At 62.7% G+C, this 16,464-nt stretch carries 13 protein-coding genes; 9 read left to right on the top strand and 4 right to left on the bottom strand.

The window, feature by feature from the left end:
• The first annotated feature begins 216 nt into the window (after positions 1-216).
• The 6 genes from rho to CDO87_RS10215 are packed head-to-tail and all read left to right on the top strand — an operon-like array spanning position 217 to position 7,014.
• Positions 217-1,488 carry a transcription termination factor Rho gene (gene rho, locus CDO87_RS10240; protein WP_100928685.1) on the top strand — a complete coding sequence of 424 codons (1,272 nt, stop codon included), beginning with the start codon at positions 217-219 and terminating at the stop codon, positions 1,486-1,488.
• 7 nt (positions 1,489-1,495) lie between these two features.
• Entirely contained in the window at positions 1,496-2,779 is a 1,284-nt protein-coding gene (gene mnmE, locus CDO87_RS10235) for a tRNA uridine-5-carboxymethylaminomethyl(34) synthesis GTPase MnmE (protein ID WP_100928684.1), read from the top strand.
• A gap of 3 nt (positions 2,780-2,782) precedes the next feature.
• On the top strand, positions 2,783-4,660 hold the full coding sequence (gene mnmG / locus CDO87_RS10230; RefSeq protein ID WP_100928683.1) for a tRNA uridine-5-carboxymethylaminomethyl(34) synthesis enzyme MnmG: 1,878 nt from the start codon (positions 2,783-2,785) through the stop codon (positions 4,658-4,660).
• Entirely contained in the window at positions 4,660-5,277 is a 618-nt protein-coding gene (rsmG, locus tag CDO87_RS10225) for a 16S rRNA (guanine(527)-N(7))-methyltransferase RsmG (protein ID WP_198521887.1), read from the top strand. The genes mnmG and rsmG overlap by 1 nt, the downstream gene beginning before the upstream one ends.
• The gene (locus CDO87_RS10220) at positions 5,270-6,079 is read left to right on the top strand and encodes a ParA family protein (protein ID WP_100930916.1); all 810 of its coding nucleotides are present in this window, start codon (positions 5,270-5,272) and stop codon (positions 6,077-6,079) included. Before rsmG ends, CDO87_RS10220 begins: the two co-directional genes overlap by 8 nt.
• Positions 6,080-6,105: 26 nt before the next feature.
• Positions 6,106-7,014, top strand: a complete 909-nt coding sequence (locus CDO87_RS10215; RefSeq protein WP_100928681.1) for a ParB/RepB/Spo0J family partition protein — start codon at positions 6,106-6,108, stop codon at positions 7,012-7,014.
• Here CDO87_RS10215 and hemW read toward each other — a convergent pair.
• From hemW to rph, 3 genes are read right to left on the bottom strand one after another with little or no spacing between them, the layout of a single operon-like run.
• Positions 7,011-8,198, bottom strand: a complete 1,188-nt coding sequence (gene hemW, locus CDO87_RS10210) for a radical SAM family heme chaperone HemW (RefSeq protein ID WP_100928680.1) — start codon at positions 8,196-8,198, stop codon at positions 7,011-7,013. The two genes, CDO87_RS10215 and hemW, sit on opposite strands and share 4 nt — an antisense overlap.
• The gene (rdgB, locus tag CDO87_RS10205) at positions 8,161-8,772 is read right to left on the bottom strand and encodes an RdgB/HAM1 family non-canonical purine NTP pyrophosphatase (protein WP_100928679.1); all 612 of its coding nucleotides are present in this window, start codon (positions 8,770-8,772) and stop codon (positions 8,161-8,163) included. Before rdgB ends, hemW begins: the two co-directional genes overlap by 38 nt.
• Positions 8,769-9,482, bottom strand: a complete 714-nt coding sequence (gene rph, locus CDO87_RS10200; protein ID WP_100928678.1) for a ribonuclease PH — start codon at positions 9,480-9,482, stop codon at positions 8,769-8,771. The genes rdgB and rph overlap by 4 nt, the downstream gene beginning before the upstream one ends.
• Before the next feature lie 107 nt (positions 9,483-9,589).
• Between rph and hrcA the strand changes: the two genes are divergently transcribed.
• The gene (hrcA, locus tag CDO87_RS10195) at positions 9,590-10,654 is read left to right on the top strand and encodes a heat-inducible transcriptional repressor HrcA (protein ID WP_100928677.1); all 1,065 of its coding nucleotides are present in this window, start codon (positions 9,590-9,592) and stop codon (positions 10,652-10,654) included.
• A 3-nt stretch (positions 10,655-10,657) separates the two neighbouring features.
• Complete coding sequence (locus CDO87_RS10190) at positions 10,658-11,221, top strand: nucleotide exchange factor GrpE (RefSeq protein WP_100928676.1); 564 nt, start codon at positions 10,658-10,660, stop codon at positions 11,219-11,221.
• Positions 11,222-11,259: 38 nt separating this feature from the next.
• Here the strand turns inward: CDO87_RS10190 and mutS are convergent, their stop codons facing one another.
• On the bottom strand, positions 11,260-13,893 hold the full coding sequence (mutS, locus tag CDO87_RS10185) for a DNA mismatch repair protein MutS (RefSeq protein ID WP_100928675.1): 2,634 nt from the start codon (positions 13,891-13,893) through the stop codon (positions 11,260-11,262).
• Positions 13,894-14,076: 183 nt separating this feature from the next.
• Here mutS and CDO87_RS10180 point away from each other — a divergent pair, with 183 nt between their 5' ends.
• The gene (locus CDO87_RS10180; protein ID WP_100928674.1) at positions 14,077-16,332 is read left to right on the top strand and encodes an NADP-dependent malic enzyme; all 2,256 of its coding nucleotides are present in this window, start codon (positions 14,077-14,079) and stop codon (positions 16,330-16,332) included.
• The last annotated feature ends 132 nt before the right edge of the window (positions 16,333-16,464 follow it).

Below are 16,464 nucleotides of genomic sequence, written 5' to 3'. Positions count from 1 at the left end.
CGTTCCTTAATCCACAGAAATCCCGCTCCCATATCACTTCAAAAACCTTTCTAAATCTTTACTTTATCTATCTTGGAATGACCGGGGACACCGCCCGGAAGTCAGGCATTGACTTCGGATGGTCGGAAGGACTACCTCTCTGTCGTTCCTGTTCTGGATCATGTTCTCCCTAGAAACGAAGAAAGCGCGACACCTCTTGCTGTCGCGATGTGGCGTATGAGCGAAGAAAAACTGAACCTTGCCGATCTGAAAGCGCAAAGCCCCAAGGACCTCTTGGCCATGGCGGAAGAGCTGGAGATCGAGAACGCCTCGACCATGCGCAAGGGCGAGATGATGTTCCAGATCCTCCGGGAGCGCGCCGACGAAGGCTGGCTCATCTACGGGGACGGCGTTCTGGAGGTGCTTCAGGACGGTTTCGGTTTCCTCCGCTCTCCGGAGGCGAACTACCTGCCGGGTCCGGATGACATCTACGTATCGCCCGACATGATCCGGAAGTATTCGCTGCGGACCGGGGACAGCATCGAGGGCGAGATCCGAGCGCCTGACAATGAGGAGCGCTACTTTGCCCTGGTGTCCGTAGCTGCGATCAACTTCGAAGATCCGGAACGGGCACGCCACAAGATCGCCTTCGACAACCTGACGCCGCTGTATCCCGATGAACGCCTGAAGATGGAGATCGAGGATCCGACCATCAAGGACCGTTCCGCCCGGATCATCGACCTGGTGTCGCCCATCGGCAAGGGCCAGCGGTCGCTGATCGTCGCGCCGCCGCGCACGGGTAAGACGGTGCTGCTGCAGAACATCGCGGCGTCGATCGAGAAGAACCACCCGGAGTGCTACCTGATCGTCCTTCTGATCGACGAGCGTCCGGAAGAAGTGACCGACATGCAGCGTTCGGTGAAAGGCGAGGTGATCTCCTCGACCTTCGACGAACCGGCGACACGGCACGTGGCCGTCAGTGAAATGGTGATCGAGAAGGCCAAGCGTCTTGTCGAACATAAACGAGATGTTGTTATTCTTCTCGACTCCATCACAAGACTTGGTAGGGCGTTCAACACTGTTGTTCCGTCGTCCGGCAAGGTCCTGACCGGCGGTGTCGATGCAAACGCCCTGCAACGTCCGAAGCGTTTCTTCGGTGCAGCCCGGAACATCGAGGAAGGCGGTTCGCTGACCATCATCGCGACGGCGCTGATCGACACGGGTTCGCGTATGGACGAAGTCATCTTCGAAGAATTCAAGGGCACCGGCAACTCCGAGATCGTGCTGGACCGCAAGGTTGCGGACAAGCGGGTCTTCCCGGCGATCGACATCCTCAAGTCCGGTACGCGGAAGGAGGACCTGCTGGTCGACAAGATTGATCTGCAGAAGACATTTGTGCTGCGCCGTATCCTGAACCCGATGGGTACGACCGACGCGATCGAATTCCTTCTGTCGAAGCTCAAGCAGACCAAGACCAACTCCGAATTCTTCGATTCGATGAACAGCTGACGCAGCCATGGATACGATCTTCGCCTTGGCGTCAGCGCCGGGTCGGTCCGGTGTCGCAGTGGTCCGCGTGTCCGGAGATCGTTCCTGGGAGGCCGTGAAGGCGCTTGCGGGATCGGTTCCCGAACCGCGGCGCATGGTCCTGCGCACCTTGCGGGACCGGTCTGGCGTGCAGCTCGACGAAGCGATGGTTGTGGCCTTTGCGGCTGGGTCCAGCTTCACCGGCGAGGAGTCCGCCGAGTTCCATCTGCATGGAAGCATTGCGGTCGTGCGCGCGGTTCTTGCTGAGCTCGCGCTGGTGGATGGCTGCCGACCGGCGCAACCGGGGGAATTTACGCGCCGGGCGTTGGAAAATGGCTGCATGGACTTTACCCAGGTCGAAGCTCTTGCCGATCTGATCGAGGCGGAGACAGAAGCGCAACGGAAACAGGCGCTTGCCGTCTTGTCCGGGGCGTTGTCGGGTCGGGTGTCCGAATGGCGTCAGAAGCTGGTGCGCGCGGCGTCCTTGCTGGAAGTGACGATTGACTTCGTGGATGAGGACGTGCCCGTCGATGTGACGGATGAGGTCATCGGTCTTTTGAAGGACGTCTTGTCCGACATTCAGAGCGAGCTTCGTGGACTCGATGCGGCGGAGCGCGTTCGTCTTGGGTTCGAGGTGGCGATTGTTGGTCCCCCGAACGCGGGCAAGTCCACCCTGCTGAACCATCTTGCAGGCCGAGATGCGGCAATCACTTCGGAAATTGCCGGCACGACACGGGACGTGATTGAGGTGCGCATGGAGGTTGGCGGTCTTCCGGTGACATTCCTGGACACAGCCGGTTTGCGGGAAACGCAGGATCCTGTGGAACGCCTGGGTATCGATCTTGCGCGTCGGCGGGCAGAAGCCGCCGACCTGCGTGTGCACTTGGTGGAGCATGGCGGCCAGCCGGAAATCGAAGTAAGGTGCGGTGATGTTGTTCGCTGGGCCAAAGATGATTCAGGTGTGTACGAGGACGGACTTTCCGGCCGGACAGGGTTCGGTGTGCCGTTGCTCCTGTCCCGGATTGAGGAGGTCCTTTCTGAGCGGACGGCCGGGATGGGCCTAACGTCGCGGGAGCGGCATCGGGATAGCCTGATACGGAGCCGAACCTATCTGGAACAGGCCGTATCTGGTCTGGAAGACGGAATGAGTGAAGTCGATATTCTGAGTGAGGATATTCGGCTGGGAATTCGCCAACTGGAAGTTCTCGTTGGCAAGGTTGAAGTTGAGCACTTGCTGGACGAGATATTCTCGTCGTTTTGCATCGGGAAGTGAGGAGTGTTTCACGTGAAACAATCGACGTTCGATGTTGTAGTCGTTGGCGCCGGGCACGCGGGCGCTGATGCTGCGGCCGCTTCTGCCAGGATGGGCGCAAAAACAGCGCTTGTGACGCTCAAAAAAACCGATCTTGGCGTGATGTCCTGTAATCCGGCGATCGGCGGTCTCGGCAAAGGGCATCTTGTGCGGGAGATCGACGCATTGGATGGCGTGATGGGGCGCGTTGCCGATTACGCAGGAATCCAGTTTCGTCTTCTGAACCGCCGTAAAGGCCCCGCCGTTCAAGGCCCGCGCGCGCAGGCTGACCGTAAACGGTATGCGGAAAAGATGCGGGAGACGCTTACCTCGGTCGAGAACTTGGAGATCGTCGAAGCCGAGGTGGTAGACTTTTCCATTGAGGGTGGGCGCATTTGCGGTGTGGTCCTGCGCGACGGACAGAGTATCTCGGCCCGGTCCGTCGTCCTGACCAGTGGCACTTTCCTGCGCGGCATCATTCATATCGGTGATCGCTCTTACCCCGGCGGGAGGGTCGGTGACGACCCCGCGGTTCGCCTGGCGGAGCGCATAGACGAGTTGGGTCTTCCGCTCGGTCGTTTGAAAACCGGCACACCGCCCAGACTGAACGGAAAGACGATTGCATGGGGTGGGCTCGAACAGCAACCCGGAGATGAGGATCCGGTCCTCTTCTCTTTCCTCTCCAAGGCACCAGAAGCACGGCAGATTTCCTGTGGGATCACATACACAAACGCCAGGACCCACGAGATCATTCGGGAAAACCTCGGACGGTCCGCCATGTACGGGGGTCATATCCAGGGGATCGGGCCCAGGTATTGCCCGTCCATCGAAGACAAGGTGGTGCGGTTTGCAGAGAAAGAGTCGCATCAGGTCTTTCTGGAACCGGAAGGCCTCGACACCGATACCGTCTACCCCAACGGAATCTCCACGTCGCTACCCGCGGAGGTTCAGGAGGATTACGTTCGCAGCATTGCAGGACTGGAAAATGTCGAGATCCTGCAACCGGGCTACGCCATCGAATACGATTTTGTCGATCCGACCTCTCTCGATTCCACCCTGCGGGTGAAACAACTCGAAGGTCTGTATCTGGCCGGACAAATCAATGGCACGACTGGCTACGAAGAAGCCGCCGCTCAGGGTCTTGTTGCGGGCTTGAATGCCGCGGCCAATGCCTTGGGGCGAGACCGGATACAGTTCTCGCGTACCGACAGCTACATTGGCGTGATGATTGACGATCTGACGACCCGCTCCGTGACGGAGCCTTACCGGATGTTTACCAGCCGCGCCGAGTTCCGCCTGTCCCTCCGCGCCGACAACGCGGACCAGCGTCTGACGCCAAGGGCCATTGATCTGGGCATCGTTTCTGAAGAACGCGCCAAGGCATTCACTCAGAAAATGGAAGCTTTGAATGCCGGCAAACGTCTTTTGGAAGAGACGTCCTTCACGCCCTCGCAGGTGAAGACGTTGGGAATAGCGGTCAATCAGGATGGAACGCGTCGTTCAGGTTTCCAGCTTCTGTCTTTCAAAGACGTTACACTCGCTCATTTGTCGAAACTGGAACCGGCGTTCCTTGGCATCGACGAAGCCACCGGTGCTCAGATCGAGAAAGAAGCGCTTTATGCGAATTACCTGGATCGCCAAGCCAGAGACGTTGATACGCTGAGGCGCGACGAGGCTGTTCGCATACCGCTCGATTTCGATTTCCATGCGCTTCCGAGCTTGTCCAACGAGCTTCGGAAAAAACTGGATGATGTGCGGCCCGAATCCATCGCTCAGGCATCGCGTATTGAAGGAATGACCCCTGCTGCCTTGATGCTCATCCTCGCCAAGCTGCGGCAATTAGAGCGCAAGACAGTCGCGTGATGGATCTGAACCTTGGACCAGTGCTGAATGTTTCACGTGAAACATCGGAGAAGCTCGAGCACTATCTTTCGCTCCTTAAAAAGTGGAACCCGGTCATAAACCTGGTTTCACAAAACACCTTGAACGATGCTGCAAGTCGCCATTTTCAGGATTCTGCCCAGCTCATGGATCTGATCCCTGGGAAAAGCCGAAAACTGGCCGATCTCGGTTCTGGCGGAGGGTTCCCCGGCCTCGTGATTGCTATTCTGGCCGAGGAATCGCACCCGGAACTGAAGGTCACGCTCATCGAGTCGGACCAACGGAAGGCGAGCTTCCTGCGCACCGTTCTGCGCGAAACCCAGGTTGATGCAAATGTCGTCTGCAAGCGCATTATGGATCTTCCCGCCCTGGCGGCAGATATCCTGACCGCGCGCGCCTTGGCCCCTCTTCCGGCCCTTTGCCAGTTCGCCAGCCACCATCTGAAGCCAACAGGCATAGCCCTGTTTCCCAAAGGGAAAACTTGGGGAAAAGAGCTCGAAGATGCACGCGCGCAATGGCAATTCGGTTATACTGCGCATACAAGCAAGACAGACGCAGATGCCGTCGTTCTGGAAATACGAGATCTCGCACATGACTGATCCACTGCGGCCAAACGGGCCTCGAATCATTGCCGTTGCAAACCAGAAGGGCGGCGTCGGCAAGACGACCACGACGATCAATCTGGGCGCAGCGCTGTGCGAACTGGGCCAGAAAGTTCTGGTTGTCGATCTGGACCCTCAGGGCAACGCATCGACTGGTCTAGGGATCGAGCCAGAAGATCGTGAATATACGACCTACGAGCTCCTGCTGGACGAGGCCGACCTCGATTCCGTGATCCTCTCCACGTCGACGGAAAATCTTCACCTGATCCCAGCGACCGTCGATCTCAGCTCCGCCGATATCGAGCTGATCTCGAACGAAAAACGCAGCTACCTTCTGCACGATGCCCTGCGCCAACCCGCCATGGCGAAGCTGGACTTTGACGTTGTCCTGATCGATTGCCCGCCCTCGCTTAACCTTCTGACGGTGAACGCGATGGTTGCCTCGCATTCCGTGCTCGTGCCGCTGCAAAGCGAATTCTTCGCTCTCGAAGGTCTGTCGCAACTCATGCTGACCATTCGCGAAGTCCGCCAGTCAGCAAATCCCAGCCTCCGGATCGAGGGCATCGTCCTGACGATGTACGACGCACGGAACAACCTGTCCCAACTGGTCGAAGCGGACGCGCGCTCCAATCTCGGCGATCTGGTCTTCAGCACAGTCATCCCCCGGAATGTCCGCGTCAGCGAAGCGCCGTCTTATGCCCTGCCCGTTCTGGCCTACGACACGGCCTCGAAGGGCGCCCAAGCCTATCGCGCACTCGCGGCAGAACTCATCAAGAAGAACGAAAAACACGCAGCCTAAGGATCGGCGTGACAGAGGAGGCTCACATGGCAGAGAAAAAAGACAACCGTCGCGGCCTTGGTCGTGGCCTGTCGGCGCTGATGGCAGACGTGACACCGGCCGCGGACAGCGCCCCGCAGGAAGGTCCCCGCCGCCCGGACCGCTTGCTCCCGATCGAGCAGTTGCGCCCGAACCCGGACCAGCCGCGCCGGACCTTCACGCAGGAACACCTGGACGACCTCGCGAACTCCATCCGCACCAAGGGCGTCATCCAGCCGCTCATTGTCCGGCAGGATCCCAATGACGCGAACATGTATGAAATCGTCGCGGGCGAACGCCGGTGGCGCGCCGCGCAAATGGCGCAGCTCCACGAGGTGCCCGTCCTTGTCCGCGATTTCAACGACACCGAAGTCCTCGAAATCGCAATCATCGAGAACATTCAACGGGCCGACCTGAACCCGATGGAAGAGGCTGCAGGCTACCGCCAGCTGATGTTCAAGTTCGGTCACACTCAGGAAAAGCTGGCCGAGGCGCTCGGCAAAAGCCGCTCGCACATCGCGAACCTGATGCGGCTTCTGAACCTGCCGGAAAGCGTTCAGGAAATGGTCTCCGAGGGCAGCCTCAGCGCCGGCCATGCCCGCGCGCTGATCACGGCGCCGAACCCCGAAGTGCTCGCAACGACCATCGTTGAAAAGGGTCTTTCCGTCCGTGATACGGAAAAGCTCGTCAAATCTGGTCCCAACCCGGACAAGCCCCGCAAGCCCTCGACCGACGGCGCCTTCCAGATGGACAAGGACGCCGACACGAAGGCGCTCGAAGCGGACCTCTCCGCGGCTCTTGGCATGAAGGTTCAGATCGACCACAAGCCGGGGCAAGAGAAAGGCAGACTGTCGATTTCCTACGACACGCTGGAACATCTCGACGCGCTCTGCGGGCTGCTGAGCACGTACCGTTAAGGCAGAAGCGCCTCGATCACTGAGTTCAGAACCAGGCGTCCCCGGGGGGTTGCGATCAACCTTCCGGCGGACAATTCCAGAAGCTCCATCTCCTGCAGAGACGCAACTTGCGCCGATTGGGCGACATTCAGCGACATCTGGTGTAACCTCGCCAAATCAAGTCCCTCTGACAGGCGAAGCCCCATCATGAGGTATTCGATCGCCTGATCGTCCCCGCCAACGGCCGTACGGCTTTCGTCTCCGTCTTGCGCCTCTTCCACGGCGGACATCCAGCGACCGGGCATCCTCCAAGCCACGCTTTCGATCCGCTGCGGCCCAAGATCGAAACGTCCATGGGCGCCGGGACCGACGCCAACCCAGTCACCATACCGCCAGTAAACAAGGTTGTGCCGCGACTCCGCATCGGAGCGCGCGTGGTTCGAAACTTCGTAGGCCGGCATCCCGGCCCGCGCACACATTTCCTGCGTCAGCTCGTACATGTCGGCGCCAAGATCATCACTCGGCAAACCGCGCAGCTTGCCAGCCTGAGACCGGTCCCAGAAGGCCGTGCCAGGCTCGATGGTCAATTGGTAGAGCGATAGGTGGTCGACCGCCATGTCGAGCGCCTCACCCAGTTCCTCTTCCCAGTCGGCCAGCGTCTGGCCTTGCCGCGCATAAATCAGGTCGAAGCTGACACGGTCAAAAACTTCACGTGCGATCCCGAACGCGGCCCGCGCTTCGCCAACATCGTGAAGCCGGCCCAGTCGTCGCAGGTCCGGCTCCCGCAGAGACTGGACACCCAGCGACACGCGGTTGACCCCCGCCCGCGCATAGCCTTCGAACCGGGCCGCCTCGACGGACCGCGGATTGGCTTCCAGCGTGATCTCGATGTTGTTGCCGAAGGTCCAGCCGTCCCGGGCCGCGTCGAGCACGGTCGCCACGGTCTCCGGCGCCATCAACGACGGCGTGCCGCCCCCGAAGAAGATCGACCCCAGTACCCGCCCAGGCGTCTCCGCCGCCACACGCCGTACTTCCGAGGCCAGCGCCGCGGCCCAGCGGGTCTGGTCGATTTCCCGAACGACATGGCTGTTGAAGTCGCAGTAAGGGCATTTGGCCTCGCAAAACGGCCAATGCACGTAAAGCCCAAAGCCCCCCTGCTGCCAGTTCTCAGGCAAAGCAGCCGTCAACGAACTTGCGGAACGCATCGGCGCGGTGGCTGATCTTGTTCTTTTCCCAGCGATCCATCTCTCCGAAGGTCACGTCGTACCCTTCGGGCTGGAAGATCGGATCGTACCCATGTCCCTGCTCCCCGCGCATCGGCCAGACCACGCGGCCTTCCATCTTGCCGGGGAACACTTCGTCCTGACCGTCCGGCCAGGCCAGCACCAGCGTGCAGCAGAACCGCGCGGTCCAGGGCTCCGGCGCACCGGACTGCACCAGCAGGTCGTGCGATTTCGTCATGGCCATCACGAAGTCACGACCAGACTCTGTTTCTGCCCAATCCGCGGTGTAGACCCCCGGCGCCTTGTCGAGCGCGTCGATCTCGATCCCGGAATCGTCGGACAGTGCGGGCAGGCCGGTGGCCTTGGCCGCGGCATGCGCCTTGATCCGCGCATTCTCGACAAAGGTCGTGCCGTCTTCGACCGGCTCCGGCAGACCCATGCCCGCGGCGCCAACAACCTCGACCCCGAACGGCTTCAGCAGATCGGCGATCTCTTCCAGCTTGCCCTTGTTGTGGGTGGCGACAAGGATCCTGTCGCCCTCGAACTTGCGTGTCATTTCACCGCCGCCCGCTGTGCCGCGACCAGCTCGGCCACGCCCTTTTCGGCCAGGTCCATCAGCTGCGTCATCTGGGTGCGGGAAAAGACGGACCCTTCCGCGCTCATCTGCACTTCGATCAGCGCGTTGTCGCCCCGCAGGATGAAGTTGCCGTCAACGCCGGCCTCGCTGTCCTCAGGGTAATCGAGGTCAAGAACCGCCTGCCCCGCGTAGATCCCGCAACTCACCGCCGCGACCTCCGAGATCAGCGGATCGGTGACGATGTCGCCGGCCTTCATCAGCTTGTTTACCGCCAGCCGCAAAGCCACCCAGCCGCCGGTGATCGCGGCGCAGCGCGTGCCGCCGTCCGCCTGGATCACGTCGCAGTCCACGGTGATCTGACGTTCGCCCAGGGCGTTGCGGTCGACACCCGCGCGCAGGGCGCGGCCGATCAGGCGCTGGATTTCCACCGTACGCCCGCCCTGCTTGCCCATCGCCGCTTCGCGTCGCATCCGGGAAGAGGTCGACCGCGGCAGCATGCCGTATTCCGCCGTCACCCAGCCCTGCCCGCTGCCCTTCACGAAAGGCGGCACCCGCTCTTCCAAAGATGCGGTGCACAGGACATGCGTGTCCCCCATCTTGATGAGGCAAGATCCCTCTGCGTGCTTCGTTACCCCGGTTTCGATTGAAACCGGGCGCATCTCGCTTAAGTCTCGTCCCGACGGTCGCATGATCTGTCCTTTCGTGTTTGTCACGGGATAGACAGGGCGCACCCGTAAGCGCAACCCCGATTGACGCGCGTCCGGCATGCACTTTAATGACGGGCGAAGGGATAAGAATGGCCGAGGCAAACGAAATTCTCTCCGAGCTGAACGACAGATCCCGCGAAGTCTTTCGCCGGGTGGTCGAAGGCTACCTGGAAAGCGGCGAACCGGTGGGCTCCCGCAGCCTGACGCGGATGCTGTCGGAGCGCATCTCGGCGGCGACCATCCGCAACGTGATGCAGGACCTCGAGTTCCTCGGCCTCCTCGACAGCCCGCATGTCTCGGCAGGCCGCGTGCCCACGCAACTCGGTCTGCGGATGTTCGTCGACGGCCTGCTTGAAGTCCGCGACCTCGACAACAGCGACCGCGAAAAGCTCGATGCCACTGTCGGACGCAGCGGCGATGTCGGCGGCCTTCTGGACGAGATCGGTTCCGCCCTCTCCGGCGTGACGCGCGGCGCCTCCCTCGTGCTGACCCCGAAACACGAAGCGCCGCTGAAGCACATCGACTTCGTCTCGCTCGCGCAAGACCGCGCGCTGGTGGTCATCGTCTTCGCCGACGGCCACGTGGAGAACCGCGTCTTCACGCCGCCGCCGGGCCTGACCCCTTCGGCGATGCGCGAGGCGGCGAACTTCATCAACGCCCTGGCAGAGGGACGCACCCTCTCCGATCTCCGCAAGGTCATGCAGGCCGAGGTAAAGGCCCGCCGTCAGGAAATCGACACGCTTGCCGCCGACCTCATAGACGCGGGCATCGCCGTCTGGGATGGCGAGGGCCGCAGCTCCGAACGGCTGATCGTGCGGGGCCGCGCGAATCTTCTCGATGAGTCGGCCGAGGAAGAGCTGGACCGAATCCGCAGCCTGTTCGACGACCTCGAACGCAAAAGAGACATCGCAGAGTTCCTCGAATTGACCGAAGACGGCGAAGGGGTGCGCATTTTTATCGGCTCGGAGAACAAACTTTTCTCACTTTCGGGTTCCTCTCTGGTGGTCTCTCCATATATGAACGCAGACCGAAAGATCATCGGTGCAGTGGGGGTCATCGGACCCACCCGTCTGAACTACGGACGCATCGTCCCGATCGTGGATTATACAGCGCAACTGGTCGGCAAGCTGATCACCGACCGGAGCCAGAGGTGAAGAATGGCAGATCCGAAAGAAGAGCAATTCCTCGACGATGTCGAAAGCGCCGAAGCCGAAACCTATGCCGGTGCCGAGGAAGAGATTGATGACGAGGCCGCGGAAGTGGACGCTCTCCGCGCCGAACGCGACGACTACAAGGACCGCTTCATGCGGGCGTTGGCCGATGCGGAGAACGCGCGCAAGCGTGCCGCCAAGGACCGGCAGGAAGCACAGGCCTACGGCGGTTCCCGCATCGCGCGCGACCTGCTGCCGGTCTACGACAACCTGAACCGCGCCCTTCTTGCGGCGAAGGAAGACGGCTCCAACGCGTCGACGGCACTTGTGGAAGGCGTCGAACTGACGCTGAAAGAGCTGATGAACGTCTTCGACCGCCACGGCATGACCCGCGTGTCGCCGGAAATCGGTGAGCGGTTCGATCCCAAACTGCACGAAGCGATGTTCGAGGCTCCGGTGCCGGGCACCACGTCGGGCGAGATCATCCAGGTCTCTGCCGAAGGCTTCATGCTGCACGACCGTCTGCTGCGCCCCGCGCAGGTCGGCGTCAGCTCCACCCCGGCAAGCTGAACGAGTAACCAAAAGGAAGGTGGATCAGTGACCCACCTTCACCCCTTTACGAGCGCCTTGAGGTCGTAGAGCACTTGCAGGGCTTCTCGCGGCGACATCTCATCCGGGATGATCGCCGCAAGTTGCTCCTCGACCGCCGAGGGTGTTTCCCGTGAAACAGCGGGTGCCGGTGCCTTCGCCGCGGCAGAGAACAGCGGCAGGTCGTCGATCAGCGCCTTGGGCGAGGCGCGTTCCCGCTCCCCCTTCTCCAGCGCTTCCAGCACGTCCCGGGCCCTTGTGATGACCGCCTTGGGCAGTCCGGCCAGTTGCGCCACCTGCACACCGTAGGACCGGTCGGCTGCACCGTCATGCACCTCGTGCAGGAAGATGACATCGCCCTCCCACTCCTTCACCGCCACGGTGGCGTTCTTCACGCCCGGCAGCTTTCCGGCCAGAACGGTCAGTTCGTGGTAGTGCGTGGCAAACAGCCCGCGCACGCGGTTGACCTCATGCAGATGCTCCAGCGTCGCCCAGGCGATGCTCAGCCCGTCATAAGTGGCCGTGCCGCGTCCGATCTCATCGAGGATCACCAGCGCCCGGTCGTCCGCCTGGTTCAGGATCGCGGCGGTTTCCACCATCTCGACCATGAAGGTCGACCGCCCGCGCGCCAGATCGTCAGAGGCTCCGACCCGGCTGAAGATCTGGCTGACCACCCCGATGTGAGCCGAACGCGCCGGAACATAGGACCCGATCTGCGCCAGCAGCGCGATCAGCGCGTTCTGCCTGAGATAGGTCGACTTACCGGCCATGTTCGGACCGGTCAGCAGCCGGACCGAAGCGGCATCCCCCTCGGCGCTCAGCGCGCAGTCGTTGGCGATGAACGGCTCACCGGCCTTCTGCAGCGCCGCCTCCACGACCGGATGCCGTCCCGCTTCGATATCGAAGGCGCGACTGTCGTCGACCTTCGGCAGGCACCAGTCCCGTTGCCGCGCCAGTTCCGCAAGCCCCAGCGCAAGATCGAACTCGGCCAGCGAAAACGCCAGCTCGGACAACACCCCTGCCCGATCCAGAATCTCGCGTCTCAAGGCGTCATAGAGCCGCTTTTCGATCTCCGACGCCTCCGCCCCGGCGTTCAGGATGCGCGTTTCCAGCTCTGACAGTTCAGTGGTGGTAAAGCGCACCTGGTTGGCGGTTGTCTGACGATGGATGAACCGGTCGCTGCGGGCGTGCATCTTGTCGGCATGGGTGGTCGCCACCTCGATGAAATAGCCCAGCACGTTGTTGTGCTTGATCTTCAGCGACCCGATCCCGGTTTCCTCGGCGTATTCCCCCTGCATCCGGGCGATCACGCCCCTGCCCTCATCCCGCAGGGTCCGCGCCTGGTCCAGCGCCTCGTCGTAGCCCGGCGCGATGAACCCGCCATCGGACACCCGCAGCGGCGGCTCCGCCACCAGCGCGGCATCCAGCAGTTCCAGCAGAGCCTCGTGACCGGCCAATGCGTCTCTACTCCGCCCCAAAAGCGCTGGAAGTTCCACGCCCTCCAGCCGGTCGCGTATCGTCTCCGCTTGAGTCAGGGCGCTGCGCACGGCGGTCAGGTCGCGCGGCCCGCCCCGGTCCAGACCCAGCCGCGACAGCGCACGCTCCACGTCCGGCACGCGCCGCAGCAGCTCGCGCAGCCCGTCGGAGAACGACCCTTCGACACCCCAGCGCACCGCTTCCAGGCGCTCGCCGATCACTGCAAGGTCGCGCGAAGGCGAGGAGACCCGCCGTTCCAGCAACCGCGCCCCGCCCGATGTCACCGTCCGGTCGATCACCGCCAGCAGCGATCCGGCCCGCCCGCCCGACATGGCAGAGGTCAGTTCGAGGTTCCGGCGCGTCGCGGCGTCGATCTGCATCAGCCGTGCGCCGGCCTCCTGCTTCGGGGTCTGCAGCAGCGGCAACCGGCCCTTTTGCGTGATGTCGAGATAATCGACCAGCGCGCCCATGGCGGACAGTTCCGCCCGGGAAAACGACCCGAACCCCGCCAGGGTCTGCACCGCAAAGGTGCTGCACAGGCGTTGCTCTGCCGCGCCCGACTCGAAGGACGCCGCGCCCAGCACCGTCGCCTCGATCCCCAGATCGCCCAGCACCTCGCGCAAGGTCTCGTCCACCTTGTCCGAGACCAGCACCTCCGAGGGGGCGAGCCGCGCCAGTTCCGCGCCGATCCGTGCCTGTCCCAGCGGCATCACGTGAAACGCGCCGGTGGAGATATCGGTCCACGCCAGCGCCCATTCGTCTCTGACATTGCCCAAAGCGCACAGGAAATTGTGCCGCCGCGCCTCCAGCAGCGTGTCCTCCGTCAGCGTGCCCGGCGTCACCAGCCGCACCACGTCGCGCTTTACCACCGCCTTGTAGCCGCGCTTCTTCGCCTCTTCGGGGCTTTCGAGCTGTTCGCCCACCGCGACGCGGAATCCCTTGCGGATCAGCGTCAGCAGATAGCCCTCCGCCGCGTGCACCGGGACGCCGCACATCGGGATGTCGTCGCCGTCGTGCTTGCCGCGTTTCGTCAGGGCGATGTCCAGCGCCTCGGACGCCGCCACCGCGTCGTCAAAGAACATCTCGTAGAAGTCACCCATCCGGTAGAACAGCAGCGCGTCAGGGTACTGCGCCTTGATCTCCAGATATTGTGCCATCATCGGTGTGACGTTGGACATGGACCTTCCCTTCCGCTTGGTCCGAAGCGGTATATCAGGCCGGTCGCGCTGCGAAAGGGTCGGTCGGGCCGGAGGCGGGCCGCAGCCGTCGCACTGGTCGCGCTACCACCGCCCTTCCCCCATTGTTGCCCGGTCAAACCGGAGGTAATGAGGCCAGACACCTAAACGGGGGGAGACCGGTCCATGGCAAGAGTGAAGTTCACACGCGAAGAGGCGCTTGCCTTCCACCTGGAGCCGACACCGGGCAAGTGGGAGGTTCAGGCAACCGTGCCGATGACCACCCAGCGCGACCTGTCGCTTGCCTATTCCCCCGGCGTGGCGGTCCCCTGCGAGGACATCGCAGCGAACCCCGAACTGGCCTACGACTACACCAACAAGGGCAACCTCGTCGCGGTGATCTCGAACGGCACCGCGGTGCTGGGTCTCGGCAATCTCGGCGCGCTCGGCTCGAAGCCGGTGATGGAGGGCAAGTCCGTGCTCTTCAAGCGGTTCGCCGACGTGAACTCCATCGACATCGAGCTCGACACCGAGGACCCGGAGGAATTCATCAAGGCAGTGCGGCTGATGGGCCCGACCTTCGGCGGTATCAACCTCGAGGACATCAAGGCGCCCGAATGCTTCATCATCGAGCAGACGCTCAAGGAACAGATGGACATCCCCGTCTTCCACGACGACCAGCACGGCACGGCGGTGATCTGCGCGGCGGGCCTGATCAACGCGCTGCACCTGTCGGGCAAGAAGATCGAGGACGTGCGCATCGTGCTGAACGGCGCCGGTGCGGCGGGGATCGCCTGCCTCGAACTGCTCAAGTCCATGGGCGCGAAGCACGACAATTGCGTCATGTGTGACACCAAGGGCGTGATCTATCAGGGCCGCACCGAGGGCATGAACCAGTGGAAGTCCGCCCATGCCGTCAAGACCGAAATGCGCACGCTCGAAGATGCGATGAAGGGGGCCGACGTGTTCCTCGGCGTCTCCGCCAAGGGCGCCGTCACCCAGCAGATGGTGATGGACATGGCCGAGGACCCGGTGATCTTCGCCATGGCGAACCCTGATCCCGAGATCACGCCGGAAGAGGCGCACGAGGTCCGGCCCGACGCCATCGTGGCGACCGGGCGTTCCGACTACCCCAACCAGGTGAACAACGTCCTTGGTTTCCCTTACCTCTTCCGCGGCGCGCTCGACATCCACGCGCGGGCCATCAACGACGAGATGAAGATCGCCTGTGCGGAAGCGCTGGCGGCGCTGGCGCGCGAGGACGTGCCGGACGAGGTGGGCCTCGCCTATGGCAAGACGCTTTCCTTCGGGCGTGACTACATCATCCCGACGCCCTTCGATCCGCGCCTGATCCACCGTATTCCGCCCGCCGTGGCGCGCGCCGGCATGGACACTGGCGCGGCCCGGCGTCCGATCGTCGACATGGGCGCCTACACGGAACGGCTGAAGGCGCGCATGGACCCGACGACGCCGATCCTGCGGTCGATCAACAACCGTGCCCGCGCCGCGCAAGCCCGCATGATCTTTGCCGAAGGCGACGATCCCCGCGTGCTGCGCGCCGCCGTCCTTTACCAGCGGAACGGCTTCGGCAAGGCGCTGGTCGTGGGCCGTGAGGCGGACGTGAAGCAGAAGCTGGAAGAAGCGGGCCTCGCCGACGCGGTGCGCGAGCTCGAGGTGGTCAACGCCGCCAACAGCCGCCACCTGCAGACCTACAAGGACTTCCTCTACGAACGCCTGCAACGCCGTGGCATGGACCGCCAGGACGTGCACCGGCTTGCCGCCCGCGACCGCCACGTCTTTGGCGCGCTTATGCTGGCGCATGGGCATGGCGACGGTCTGGTCACGGGCGCGACGCGCAAGTCCGCGCATGTGCTGCAACTGGTCAACCACGTCATCGATGCCGATGCCAAACACGGCGCCGCCGGTGTCACCGCCATCCTGCACAAGGGCCGGATCGTTTTGATCTCGGACACGCTGGTGCACGAATGGCCGAACGAACAGGACCTCGCCACCATCGCCGAACGGGCCGCCGACGTGGCGCGGCACCTCGGGCTGGAGCCGCGCGTCGCCTTTGTCAGCTTCTCGACCTTCGGCTACCCGGTGTCCGAGCGGGCCGAGAAGATGCACATCGCGCCGCGCGTTCTCGACCAGCGGGGCGTGTCCTTCGAGTACGAGGGCGAGATGACGGTCGACGTGGCGCTTAACCCCAAGGCGCAGGAATCCTACCCGTTCCAGCGCCTCACCGGCCCGGCGAACATCCTCGTCGTCCCGGCGCGGCACTCGGCCTCGATCTCGACCAAGCTGATGCAGGAAATGGCGGGCGCCACGATCATCGGGCCGATCCTGGCCGGCGTCGATCATTCCATCCAGATCTGTTCGTCCTCGTCCACCGCGAACGACATCCTGAACATGGCGGTTCTGGCCGCCTGCAAGGTCGGCTGACAGCCATATCCGAAAACCGGGCGGCGCGGGACGGTCCCGCGCCGCCCGTCCCTATTGCTCGATGATCTCGGTGACCGCGACGGTCAAACGTCTTCGTGTTGAATTCAGCGCCGAAGCGCTGCATCGTGAAGA

This window comes from Sagittula sp. P11, assembly GCF_002814095.1.
GTDB lineage: Bacteria > Pseudomonadota > Alphaproteobacteria > Rhodobacterales > Rhodobacteraceae > Sagittula.
Note: the sequence above shows the minus strand (reverse complement) of the source record. Positions and strands in the feature narration are given on the sequence as shown.